Origin of the sequence: Salmonella sp. 32120201201600049SM, from assembly GCF_017572835.1 — a bacterium.
GTDB lineage: Bacteria > Pseudomonadota > Gammaproteobacteria > Enterobacterales > Enterobacteriaceae > Salmonella > Salmonella enterica.
The window spans coordinates 93,340-105,692 of the sequence record NZ_JAGESA010000013.1; the positions used below are offsets into that span (position 1 = coordinate 93,340).

The 12,353-nt window shown below is 54.2% G+C and carries 12 protein-coding genes; 2 read left to right on the forward strand and 10 right to left on the reverse strand.

The window, feature by feature from the left end:
- Nucleotides 1-13: 13 nt before the first annotated feature.
- Entirely contained in the window at nucleotides 14-1,522 is a 1,509-nt protein-coding gene (gene glpK, locus J4650_RS20210) for a glycerol kinase GlpK (protein ID WP_000136811.1), read from the reverse strand.
- Nucleotides 1,523-1,542: 20 nt separating this feature from the next.
- Nucleotides 1,543-2,388, reverse strand: coding sequence for an MIP/aquaporin family protein (locus J4650_RS20215; protein WP_000084285.1), 846 nt, complete (start codon nucleotides 2,386-2,388; stop codon nucleotides 1,543-1,545).
- Nucleotides 2,389-2,786: 398 nt separating this feature from the next.
- Here J4650_RS20215 and zapB point away from each other — a divergent pair, with 398 nt between their 5' ends.
- Nucleotides 2,787-3,026, forward strand: coding sequence for a septal ring assembly protein ZapB (gene zapB, locus J4650_RS20220; RefSeq protein WP_000051370.1), 240 nt, complete (start codon nucleotides 2,787-2,789; stop codon nucleotides 3,024-3,026).
- A 221-nt stretch (nucleotides 3,027-3,247) separates the two neighbouring features.
- Here zapB and rraA read toward each other — a convergent pair whose 3' ends face one another.
- The 7 genes from rraA to priA all read right to left on the reverse strand — a co-directional run bounded on the left by rraA (nucleotide 3,248) and on the right by priA (nucleotide 11,228).
- On the reverse strand, nucleotides 3,248-3,733 hold the full coding sequence (gene rraA / locus J4650_RS20225) for a ribonuclease E activity regulator RraA (protein WP_000872918.1): 486 nt from the start codon (nucleotides 3,731-3,733) through the stop codon (nucleotides 3,248-3,250).
- A 92-nt stretch (nucleotides 3,734-3,825) separates the two neighbouring features.
- A complete protein-coding gene (gene menA / locus J4650_RS20230) occupies nucleotides 3,826-4,755 on the reverse strand; it encodes a 1,4-dihydroxy-2-naphthoate polyprenyltransferase (protein WP_000139639.1) in 930 nt (309 codons plus the stop codon).
- A 66-nt stretch (nucleotides 4,756-4,821) separates the two neighbouring features.
- Nucleotides 4,822-6,153, reverse strand: a complete 1,332-nt coding sequence (gene hslU / locus J4650_RS20235) for an HslU--HslV peptidase ATPase subunit (protein ID WP_001293360.1) — start codon at nucleotides 6,151-6,153, stop codon at nucleotides 4,822-4,824.
- Between the two features lie 9 nt (nucleotides 6,154-6,162).
- Nucleotides 6,163-6,693, reverse strand: coding sequence for an ATP-dependent protease subunit HslV (hslV, locus tag J4650_RS20240; RefSeq protein ID WP_000208240.1), 531 nt, complete (start codon nucleotides 6,691-6,693; stop codon nucleotides 6,163-6,165).
- Between the two features lie 91 nt (nucleotides 6,694-6,784).
- Entirely contained in the window at nucleotides 6,785-7,756 is a 972-nt protein-coding gene (ftsN, locus tag J4650_RS20245) for a cell division protein FtsN (RefSeq protein WP_000068814.1), read from the reverse strand.
- Nucleotides 7,757-7,849: 93 nt separating this feature from the next.
- Nucleotides 7,850-8,875 carry a DNA-binding transcriptional regulator CytR gene (gene cytR / locus J4650_RS20250; protein ID WP_000841337.1) on the reverse strand — a complete coding sequence of 342 codons (1,026 nt, stop codon included), beginning with the start codon at nucleotides 8,873-8,875 and terminating at the stop codon, nucleotides 7,850-7,852.
- Nucleotides 8,876-9,029: 154 nt separating this feature from the next.
- Nucleotides 9,030-11,228, reverse strand: coding sequence for a primosomal protein N' (gene priA / locus J4650_RS20255; RefSeq protein WP_023993652.1), 2,199 nt, complete (start codon nucleotides 11,226-11,228; stop codon nucleotides 9,030-9,032).
- Between the two features lie 203 nt (nucleotides 11,229-11,431).
- Here priA and rpmE point away from each other — a divergent pair, with 203 nt between their 5' ends.
- On the forward strand, nucleotides 11,432-11,644 hold the full coding sequence (gene rpmE / locus J4650_RS20260; protein WP_000715284.1) for a 50S ribosomal protein L31: 213 nt from the start codon (nucleotides 11,432-11,434) through the stop codon (nucleotides 11,642-11,644).
- Nucleotides 11,645-11,689: 45 nt separating this feature from the next.
- Here rpmE and J4650_RS20265 read toward each other — a convergent pair whose 3' ends face one another.
- Nucleotides 11,690-12,352: a TIGR02117 family protein gene (locus J4650_RS20265; RefSeq protein WP_023993651.1), complete on the reverse strand. Its 663-nt coding sequence runs from the start codon at nucleotides 12,350-12,352 to the stop codon at nucleotides 11,690-11,692.
- Nucleotide 12,353 lies beyond the last annotated feature (1 nt).

Here is a 12,353-nt window from a genome sequence, read left to right on the forward strand (position 1 = left end):
CCGGATGGCGACCTTACTTGTCGTGATCTTCCCACGCCATTGCGCGTTTAACCGCTTTCTTCCAGCCACTGTAACGGTAGTTACGCTCGGTGGTTTCAATGCCGGGGCGGAATTCTCGCTCAATGACGGCTTTTTCCTGCAACTCGTCCAGGTTCTGCCAGTAACCGACGGCCAGACCAGCCAGATAGGCGGCGCCCAGCGCGGTCACTTCGCGCACTTCCGGGCGTTCCACCCGCGTGCCGAGAATATCTGACTGGAACTGCATCAGGAAGTTGTTGGCCACTGCGCCGCCGTCCACACGCAAAGCGTGCAGGCGGATACCGGAGTCGGCCTGCATCGCTTCCAGTACGTCGCGGGTCTGGTAAGCGATGGATTCGAGCGTCGCGCGGATAATGTGATTAGAGTTCACGCCGCGGGTCAGGCCAAAAATAGCGCCGCGGGCATACGGGTCCCAGTACGGCGCGCCCAGACCGGTGAAGGCCGGAACCACGTAGACACCGTTGGTATCTTTCACTTTCGTGGCGAAATATTCGGAGTCGAACGCGTCGCTGATGAGCTTCATTTCATCACGCAGCCATTGAATGGACGCTCCCGCCATAAACACCGCGCCTTCCAGCGCATAGTTGACTTCGCCGCTTGGGCCGCAGGCGATGGTGGTCAGCAGGCCGTTTTCCGATTTTACCGCTTTCTCGCCGGTGTTCATCAGCATAAAGCAGCCGGTGCCGTAGGTATTCTTTGCCATTCCTTCCTTTACGCACAGTTGGCCGAATAGCGCAGCCTGCTGATCCCCGGCAATCCCGGCGATAGGAATACGTGTACCGCCTTTACCGCCAATATTGGTCTGGCCGTAGACTTCGGAGGATTTACGTACCTGGGGCAGCATCGCGCGTGGGATATCCAGCACGTCCAGCATTTTATCGTCCCAGTCCAAATCATGGATGTTGAACAGCATGGTTCGTGAGGCGTTGGTGTAATCCGTAACGTGGACGCGGCCCTGCGTCATCTTCCAGATAAGCCAGGTATCCACCGTACCGAACAGCAGCTCGCCACGCTTCGCGCGTTCGCGCGAACCTTCCACATGGTCAAGGATCCATTTCACTTTAGTGCCAGAGAAGTACGGGTCGACGACCAGACCGGTATTGTCGCGGATGTAATCTTCCATGCCGTCGCGTTTAAGCTGTTCGCAAATATCGGCGGTACGACGGCACTGCCAGACAATAGCGTTGTATATCGGTTTGCCGGTTTCACGTTCCCAGACGATCGCGGTTTCACGTTGGTTGGTGATACCGATAGCGGCAATCTGATCGGAACTGATATCGGCCTTAGCCAGTACTTCTACCAGCGTTGAGCTTTGGGACGCCCAAATTTCCATCGGGTCGTGTTCTACCCAGCCTGGCTTAGGATAAATTTGCTCAAATTCACGCTGTGATACGCTGACGATATTCGCGTCATGATCCATAACGACCGCGCGGGAGCTGGTGGTACCCTGGTCGAGCGCAACGATATATTTTTTTTCAGTCATAATTTTGTCCCGTAATCAGATTACAGCGAAGCATTTTGTTGTGTGGTCGCGGTGGAGTCCTTCTCTTCCACGACGCAGGTATCGCACGGCAAATGACGGCCAATAAATTTGCGATAAGCAAACGCGCCCAGAATGGCGCCGACGATGGGGCCAAACAGTGGCACCAGGAAGTAAGGAATGTCTCTACCGCCGGTAAACGCAATTTCACCCCAGCCGGCAAGCCCGGCGAACATTTTGGGGCCAAAGTCACGCGCCGGATTCATCGCAAACCCGGTCAACGGCCCCATAGAGGCACCGATAACGGCGATCAGTAAACCAATGAGCAGTGGCGCAAGCGGACCGCGAGGTACGCCGTTTCCGTCGTCGGTCAGCGCCAGAATCAGCCCCATCAGAATAGCGGTAATCACCATTTCAACCGCGAAGGCCTGCACAAAATTGATATGAGGATTCGGGTAAGTTGAGAAAATGCCTGCGAGATCGAGACTTTCAACGCTGCCACGGACGATATGGTGGGTTTGTTCGAAGTCCACAAAAAGATTGTAATAAAGCCCGTAAACTAACGCCGCTGCGCAAAAGGCGCCGGCAACTTGAGAAATAATAAAAGGAACAACTTTACGTTTGTCGAAACAGGCAAATAGCCAGAGTGCGATGGTCACTGCCGGGTTCAGGTGTGCGCCAGAAACACCTGCCGTCAGGTAGATAGCCATCGCTACCCCCAGACCCCAGATGACGCTGATTTCCCACTGTCCAAAAGTAGCTCCGGCAACTTTAAGCGCAGCGACACAACCCACACCGAAAAAAATCAACAACCCGGTACCGAGGAATTCAGCAATGCACTGGCCTTTTAAGGTTGATGTTTGACTCATAATCGGATCCTGAAGAGTATGTAATGATTATTGGTATGCGAGGAAGTCATGGACATCCACGATGCCCTGTAGGCACACTGTTAATTTATCGTTAACGAGCAAAAACGAGAAATATCGAAATCAAAATGTGTGTACTGCGTCAATAAAATGAGCGTTATCGCGCCATGAAGCGCATTTTGAGACAGCAGAAGAGAGTGAATTGAATCATTTCATTAACCAATATGTTAACACTTTTAAGTTATTGAATGAATGTTACCAGGAGATGGATGAAAATTGCTGCAAACCGCGATCTACGCGGTATGTCGCTGGACAGCGAGAGCGGGGCTTCATACAATCGACACTATATATTGTGCGCGTTTACGTGAAGCGTCGCCTTGCAATTCAGGAGAGGTAAGATCATGTCTTTAGAAGTGTTTGAGAAACTGGAAGCAAAAGTACAGCAGGCGATTGACACCATCACCCTGTTACAGATGGAAATTGAAGAGCTGAAAGAAAAGAACAACAGCCTGACGCAGGAAGTGCAGTCTGCACAGCATCAACGTGAAGAACTCGAGCGTGAAAATAATTCTCTGAAGGAACAGCAGAGCGGCTGGCAGGAACGTTTGCAGGCGCTGCTTGGTCGTATGGAAGAAGTCTAATCCTCGTCATATTTCACGTTATGGCGGCGTTGGCTGCGTGCGTTCACCCCAGTCACATAGTGGCCTATGCTCCTGGGGATTCACTTACTTGCCGCCTTGCCCTGACGCGAAATCTATAGAGGATTTAGAATGCGGATACCGGTGGGCCGGATAAGGCGTAAGCCGACATCCGGCAATCAGCGACAACGCATAAAAAAGGCGCCGTAAGGCGCCTTTTTTGATCACTCGATATCAAGCGGGTCTTCGGAAAGGATAATCCCGGTGTTGTCGGCATAGAGATGATCGCCGGAGAAGAACGTCACGCCGCCGAAATTGACGCGCACATCGCTTTCCCCAATGCCTTCACCTGCGGCGCCAACCGGAATGGCGGCGATCGCCTGAATGCCGATATCCAGCTCTTCCAGATCGTCCACCTGACGCACCGCGCCATAGATAACCAGCCCTTCCCATTCATTTTGCGTGGCCAGACGCGCCAGCTCCGCATCGACTAATGCACGACGGACAGAACCGCCGCCATCGACCAGCAGAACCCGACCACGGCCATTTTGTTCGAGCAGATCGTACAGCAACCCGTTGTCCTCGAAACATTTTACCGTGATGATTTGTCCGCCAAACGACGACCGCCCTCCAAAATTAGAGAACAGCGGTTCCACGACGTTGACATCTTCCTGATAGATGTCACAAAGCTCGGAAGTATCGTATTTCATAGGCTTAACGTTCAGTTGCTGCGAGAATTTTTAGTATATCGCGCTAAGTATACTGTTGGCAAAATCATCAATTGTTAATTGATATTTGTCAGTTAAACGGCCCACTGACTTAAGAGTATCCCAATCACAAATAACAGGTTGGTTAACAACGCGCCTTTAACGGTACGTTCAAGCATCGGGCGCATTGCCGCAGGCTCCCTTTCGCGCATTACGTAGCGCGCTTGTTTAATGAGCAAGGGCGCGGCCAGAATAAACAACCATCCCCACGGACTGTGTAGCGAGAGCAGATTAAACAGCGCCAGACAGAGCAGCGCGCCTAGCAACAGGCAGGCGTGATAACGACGCGCGTTGACATCGCCCAGTCGTACTACAAGGGTGTTTTTGCCGTTCTCTCTGTCGCTATTAATATCGCGCAGGTTATTAATATTCAGCACCGCCGTCGCCAGTAAACCGCAGGCGGTGGCCGGGAGAATCAGCGCCGGAATCAGCGTATGCGCCTGGAGATACCAGCTCCCCATGACACTTAGCCAGCCAAAGAATACCAGGACAGAGATATCACCCAGCCCGATATAGCCGTAGGGCCGATTACCCACGGTGTAGGTGATGGCGGCGATAATCGACAGCCCGCCCAAAATCAGGAAGCCGACAAAATCGGTTAACGTATGGCACGCGACCGCCACCAGCGCCAGTCCGGAGATACAGATCAGCACGACGGTAATGATTAACGCCCGCTTCATCTCCTGCCGGGTGATGACGCCTTTTTGCATCCCCCGCAGCGGCCCGATGCGATCTGGTTTATCACTGCCTTTGACAGCGTCGCCGTAATCGTTGGCGAGGTTGGATAAAATTTGCAACAGCCCGGCGGTGATAAGGGCCAGCAGCGCGACCAGAGGATCGAAATAGCCTTGCCACCATGCCAGGGCCGTACCGACGATAATCGCTGCGAAGGCGAGGGGTAAGGTTTTGGGTCGTAAGCTTTCCAGCCAGGCCTGGGTGCGGCTAATTTGTTGTTGTTCAGTCATATTTAGCGCCAATAAAAATGGGGCTTTTCAGCCCCATCAACAGTGATGAAAATGCATTGGACGCGATTATAAGATAAAACGGCTTAGATCTTCATCTGCGACCAGCGCATCCAGATGTTTGCTCACATATTCCGCATCAATTGTGATGTTTTGGCCGTGCAGATCGCTGGCGTTATAGGAAATTTCTTCCATCAGACGCTCCAGTACGGTATGCAGACGGCGCGCGCCGATGTTTTCGGTGGTTTCGTTAACCTGCCAGGCGGCTTCGGCAATACGTTTAATACCGGAATCGGTGAACTCGATATTGACGCCTTCAGTTGCCATCAGCGCTTTATACTGCACGGTGACGGAGGCGTTTGGCTCGGTCAAAATGCGTTCGAAATCGCTGGTGGTCAGCGCCTGAAGTTCAACGCGAATCGGCAGACGGCCCTGCAGTTCCGGGATCAGATCAGACGGCTTCGCCACCTGGAACGCGCCAGAGGCGATAAACAGAATATGATCCGTTTTGACCATCCCGTGTTTGGTCGAAACCGTGCAGCCTTCTACCAGCGGCAGTAAGTCGCGCTGTACGCCTTCGCGTGAAACATCCGGGCCGGAGGTTTCGCCACGCTTACAAATTTTGTCAATTTCATCGATAAACACGATGCCGTGCTGTTCAACCGCGTCGATAGCGTCCTGTTTCAGCTCTTCCGGGTTGACCAGCTTAGCCGCTTCTTCTTCAACCAACAGTTTCATCGCGTCTTTAATTTTCAGCTTACGCGGTTTCTGTTTCTGACCGCCCAGGTTCTGGAACATAGACTGTAACTGGCTGGTCATCTCCTCCATGCCCGGAGGCGCCATAATCTCTACGCCCATCGGCGCGGCGGCGAGGTTAATCTCGATCTCTTTATCGTCGAGCTGGCCTTCGCGCAGTTTTTTGCGGAACGTTTGACGGGCGGCAGAAGGCTCCTGCTGCTGTTCGGCCTGGCCCCAGTTATTTTTTGCGGGTGGGATCAGCACGTCGAGAATACGTTCTTCCGCCAACTCTTCCGCACGATAGCGGTTTTTCTCGATAGCCTGTACGCGAACCATTTTCACCGCGGCATCGGTCAGATCGCGGATGATAGAGTCCACTTCTTTCCCGACATAGCCCACTTCGGTGAATTTGGTGGCTTCGACTTTAATGAATGGCGCGTTGGCGAGTTTTGCCAGACGACGAGCGATTTCGGTTTTACCGACGCCGGTCGGGCCAATCATCAGAATATTTTTCGGCGTTACTTCGTGGCGCAGCTCTTCATCAAGCTGCATACGACGCCAGCGGTTACGCAATGCAATCGCCACGGAACGCTTTGCGTTATCCTGGCCGATAATGTGTTTGTTCAGTTCGCTGACAATTTCGCGTGGGGTCATTTCAGACATGAGAGGTCCTTACGCTTTGGCGGTCAATTCTTCAATGGTGTGGAAATGGTTGGTGTAAATGCAGATATCGCCTGCAATATCCAACGCCTTTTCAGCAATTTCGCGCGCGCCGAGCTCGGTATTTTCCAACAGAGCGCGAGCGGCAGCCTGGGCATAAGGACCGCCGGAGCCGATAGCAATTAAATCGTTTTCAGGTTGCACGACATCGCCGTTACCCGTGATGATGAGCGAGGCGGTTTCATCCGCGACGGCCAGCAACGCTTCCAGTTTGCGTAGCATACGGTCGGTACGCCAGTCTTTCGCCAGTTCAACGGCGGCTTTGACCAGGTGCCCCTGATGCATTTCCAGTTTACGTTCAAACAGCTCGAACAGCGTGAATGCATCCGCAGTACCGCCCGCAAAGCCCGCAATGACCTTGTCGTTGTAGAGGCGGCGGACTTTCTTCACGTTGCCTTTCATTACTGTGTTACCCAGTGTGGCCTGACCATCACCGGCGATTACCACGTGGCCGTTACGGCGTACGCTTACTATTGTTGTCACGAGCAGACCCCTTGGTTACTAATGCTGAATTGCGGCCCCGTACGGCGTACGGGGCATAATGCAAGTATAGATGGGGGAGATTTTGAGGGTTTCAACCCCCGGTGGCGAGTCGAATGCAGTTTGTATGGCCCGCCATCTTCAGACGGTTAATGGTGCTGTCGGCATTTTCTTTACCTTTCACCGGCCCGATAACCACGCGATTCCAGCCGTTATTGGTGGTAATTTTGGAGTCAAAGCCTTCAAACGCCAGCTGAGCGCGGACGCTTTCTGCCTGCTCAGCGCCTTTGAATGAACCACATTGCACCATCCAGCGACGTTCATCTTTTTTCTCTGCTGTCGCCTTCGGCGCTTCAGGCGCGCGCGTAATTGGCGCGGCTTTTGGCGCTGCCGCGCTGGTATGCGCCGGCGTTTGCAGCAAATCCTGATAAGGTTGCTGCGAGGCCGTCTGCTTCGGCGGCTGACTTTGGCGCGCGGGTTGCGCCGGGGCGGACTGTACCGTGCGTGTTTGCGGCTGCTCGTTTACCCGCGGCTGCGTGCGTGGTTGCTGAACAGGCTGCGTTTGAGCCCACTGCTGCTGCGCCTGACGCTGGCGCTGTAGCGTTTGCTGGCGTTGTTCTGGCGTCTGCTCGTTCCACGGCACTTCGTTAAGTTGCGTTGGCTGCTGACGCATATCCGCCTGCATCTGCTCCAGGAGTTGACGCTGTTCGCTGGTGAGCTGATTCGGATTCATGACTTCGCCGCCGGCGGACGGTTCCGTTGGCGTACGCACGCCCGGCTGGCGACTTTCCAGCTCTTTGATGTAACGCCAGCGCTCTTCCGGTTTTGGCGGAAGCCCATTGCCAGTGACTTTCTGGTTTTGTAGCGTTTCGGACTCTTCTTTCTTATGGTGAGTAATGAAGTACAGACCGCCGATAAAGGTCACAAGGACGGCTGCCGCAATCGCGACCATTGCCGGCGAGACGGCAGGCATGTTGCTTTGCTTCTTCCGTGAGTTCCGTGAGGTGCTCTTTTTGCGCCGCGAAGGAGCCGGTTGGCCGCGACGTACATAATCTCGTTGTGCCACTATCGTTTCGCTGTATTTATTCGTTCGTCAGCCCGTCATGTTACTGAAGCGGCGGGCCTTTGACCAGACAGGTGAGTCTTAAAGCTATTTACTTTAGGGTAAAGCGCGCGTAGAACCGCGAATAATCAGCTCGCAATCCATTAAACGCGAGCCGCTGCTCACATTTTGCCCCTGCATCTGATCGAGCAACAGCAGCATCGCCTCGCGACCAATGTCAAAACGCGGCTGCGCCACGGTTGTCAACGGAGGGTCGCAAAACTCGGCCAGCGCGATATTGTCAAAGCCGATAATCGACAGATCGTCAGGCACTTTCAGACCCTGGCGCTTGGCCCAGGAGAGGGCGCCCAGCGCCATTACGTCGCTATGACAAAAGACGGCGGTAGGCGGCAACGGTTGCTCAAGCAACTGCTTTAATGCGTTTGCCCCTGCTTCAAAGGTAAAGTCGCCACGGGCGATGTAATGCGGATCGACCACAATGCCACTGCGTCTTAATGCCTGTACGTAACCTTGTAAGCGATAGTGACAGAGCGGCATATCTTCCGGCCCCGCAATACAACCAATCCGCTTGTGGCCCAAATCCAACAGGTAGTTCATGGCATTGAACGCGGCGGTCAGGTTATCGATATGTACCGTCGGCAGTTCAAGCTCCGGCGCAAACTCATTCGACATCACCATCGGAGGCAAATTGCGCTGCTCCTCAACGCTGGCGTCAAAGGGCAGCCGGGAACTGAGAAGTACCATGCCGTCGATCTGTTTGGTGATGATGAGATTAAGAAAGGTTTTTTCTTTCTGGTTTTGATGGGCGCAATCGCCAATCAGCACCAGATACCCCTGTTCTGCCGCGGTCACTTCGATACCGCGGATAATTTCACTGAAGAAGGGATCGCAAATATCCGGGACAATCACCAGAATCGTACGGGATTCATTGCGTTTTACATTTCGCCCCATCGACTGCGGGAAATAACCCACTTCAAGCGCGGCCTGTTCAACCCGGCTACGGGTCGACTGGGAGACTTTATCGGGGTTCATTAACGCGCGGGATACGGTTGCTGTAGAGACTTTCGCCTTCAACGCAACATCCTTCATCGTAGCGGCAGTAACCTGCTTGTTCGATTTCACTCTTTCTCCTCGCCTGGGAACTGCTGGCGCAGATCTATCCCTGGTAACACTCATCGAAAACATTTTTATCAGATAGTGCGTGGAAGCGGTTACAGAATTTTCATAAAAAGTGTGATGGATCTTTAATTTTACGATCCGCCTCGCATCGTGAGGACTATCCTTCAATCGGATCGACGTCCAGAACCCATTTAACTTTCCGCGCTTCAGGGAGCGTATTGATCAACGCCAGCGTGCCGCTGATGATGTGTTGCAGGCGAATCCGTGAAGGATGCTGAAGTAAAATTTGCCAGCGATAGCGGCCGCCGCGTTTTGGCGCGAGGGCCGGAACCGGACCTAAGATCCACAGCTTATCGTCTGATAGCGGGCTGGCCTGAATCAGATTACGCAACTGCTGGAGAAAGACGGGCGCCTGCTGATTGTTGTGATCCTCTGCGCGAATAATGACGTGGCTGGTCCACGGCGGAAGCTGGAGCGTTTGCCGTTCCGCCAGCGCCTGTTCCGCAAACGCATCATAGCCTTTATACAGTAACGTTTGCAGCAGGGGATGCTCAGGATGGTGCGTTTGGAGCACCACTTCGCCCTGTTTGCCCGCGCGCCCGGCGCGGCCGGAAACCTGAGTGTAGAGCTGCGCGAAGCGTTCCGCCGAACGAAAATCTGCGGAAAAAAGCGCGCCATCGACATCCAGCAACGCCACCAGCGTGACATCCGGAAAGTGATGGCCTTTCGCCAGCATTTGTGTGCCTATCAGGATGCGTGCTCCGCCGCGGTGAACTTCCGCCAGATGCTGCTCCAGCGCGCCTTTACGACTGGTGGTATCACGGTCGATTCGTGAGATCGGCACGCCGGGGAAGAAGGGCGCCAGCACCTGCTCCAGCTGTTCCGTCCCTAACCCAACCGGTAACATATGTGTGGAGCCGCAGGAGGGGCACTGACGCGGTACCGGACGCTGGCTGTCGCAGTGATGACAGCGTAAATGATGCTGCGCCTGGTGCAGCGTGTAGTAGTGATCACAACGCGGGCACTCCGCAATCCAGCCGCAGTCGTGGCAAAGCAGCGCGGGCGCGAATCCCCGGCGGTTAAGAAATAAAATTACCTGATTGTCGGCCTGGAGATGTTGGCGCATACGGGCGATAAGGGCGGGCGCCAGTCCCGCCTGAAGACGCTGGCCTTTTAAATCCAGCACATGCTGCAGGGCTGGACGGGCATTGCCTGCGCGCCGCGTCAGACGCAGCATCCGGTATTTTTTCTGCCGCACGTTGCATAGCGTTTCCAGGGCTGGGGTGGCGGAGCCGAGAATAATCGGGATCTGCTCGCTATGGGCGCGATACACAGCCAAATCGCGGGCATGGTAGCGCCACCCTTCCTGCTGTTTATAAGAGCTGTCGTGCTCTTCGTCGATGACAATTACGCCAAGATTTTTAAACGGCGTAAACAGCGAGGAGCGCGTGCCGATGACAATCGCCGCTTCGCCGTTTTTCGCTTTCAGCCATGCCGAAAGACGCTCGCTGTCGTTTAGCCCGGAATGCAGCACTTCCACCGGCGCGTTAAAACGTTCGCGAAAACGGGCGATCGTTTGCGGCGTCAGGCCGATTTCCGGCACCATCACCAGCGCCTGTTTGCCCTGGGCGAGGACGTTTTCCAGCACGCTCAGATACACTTCGGTCTTGCCGGAGCCGGTTACGCCTGCCAGCAACCAGGCGGAGAAACCGTCCGACGCGCTGTGAATTGCGCCGACCGCTGTCGCCTGTTCGGTATTCAGCCGCAGGCGCTCTCCTGCGACGGCATAACGCTCCCGCCAGTCGGTAAACGCGGGCGTTTCACTGGCAAGCTCACAAAGCCCCTTACGCCGCAGCGTTTGCAGCGTGGCGTCAGTAAAATCAAGCTCGGCTACCTGATAGCGCCAGATCTTTCCTTGCCGCAGCGCCGCCAGCGCCTGTTGTTGTTTGGCGGAGCGTTTCAGGCTGTTGATGTCGACGGCTTGCCCCTCTTCGGTGGCGAACCAATACCATAGGGGCGCGTTGCTGGCTGGTTTTCCCTGACGTAATAAAACCGGCAGAGCGTGAAACAGAACGTCGCCGAGGGGATGGTGGTAGTAATCCGCCGCCCAGAGGAGTAAGCGCCAGATGGAGGGAGAAAAGATTGGCTCGTTATCCAGGACTTCAATGACCGATTTTAATTCATCGAGCGGCAATTCGCTGTGGTCGCTAACCGAGACGACAATGCCCACGCGCTCTTGCTGCTTGCCGAACGGCACGCGCACGCGGCACCCGGCTTTGGCGACCCCGCCTTCCGGCAGCAGGTAATCAAAGGTTCGGGGAAGCGGAACGGGCAAGGCAACGTGCGCGACGGACATAGCATCTTCCTGACTTGAAATTTCGTCGGGTAGTATACACATTACGATAAGGGAGCGCGGATCAGTTTGCATACGGTGGTCAAATTCTGTATGATTCGCCGCCTTTGGTGCGTGTTGTGAGCATCAAACCCTTTACTATTAACTTCGCGTGGTGTCTGGCGTTAGGGCTGGAAGAGCGACGCGGCCTTACACTGAGGTTCCCCATGAAAAAAGGTATTCACCCGAATTACGTAGAAATTACTGCAACCTGTTCTTGCGGTAATGTTATCAAAACCCACTCTACCGTGGGTCACGACCTGAACCTGGACGTGTGCGGCAAATGCCACCCGTTCTTCACTGGTAAGCAGCGTGTTGTTGATACCGGTGGTCGTGTTGAGCGCTTCAACAAGCGCTTCAGCATCCCTGGCAGCAAATAAGTTACCGCCAGAAAAAAAAGCGCCGCAGGGCGCTTTTTTTGTTTTCTAGGGATAACAGTATTTGTTCAGACACATTCTGTGATCCGTAATCGCTTTCATTACGCTTCCTGCCGTGAGTTTTAACGAAGGATTTATAGTCAGTCCCGCGCTTTCCAGCCCCTTAGCTGTCCATTTATTGCAGGTATTGAGTATGCCGTAGCGGCCATTCGCGGCGTAAAACTGGCTATCGCCGTAAATTCCTTGTTTTAACGGAATCAGATTACCCTCTGCGTCACGCGCAAAGCTGCGGCCCAGATAACGCATCAGACTGTTACGCTGGTTTGTGTGCAGGAGCAGTGATTTTATCTCGCTACCGACGAAATAGCGTTCTGGTTTACCGGAAAAGGCGACGATGTGCATAACCGCGCCGGATGACCAGAACATGGCCTGGAGCGTAAGCGCGGTGGTTATTTCTTGTGACTGATAAAAGCCCTTATCGCCCCAGCCGATTTCATACCACTGCGTCTCCTGAGCGAACCGTTTTTTAAGCTGTGGCAGAACGGTATTAACATCATGGGCCGGCGCAATAATTCCCGTGTGCCAGCCATGACTGACGATATAGATTTCCGTCGGGGAGGGCTGTCCGCCTGTCGTAGGTTTTACGGCTTGTGGAAAGGTTGTGCAGCCATATAGCAATAAACTTATCCAGGCGATAAAGAGATTTTTCATG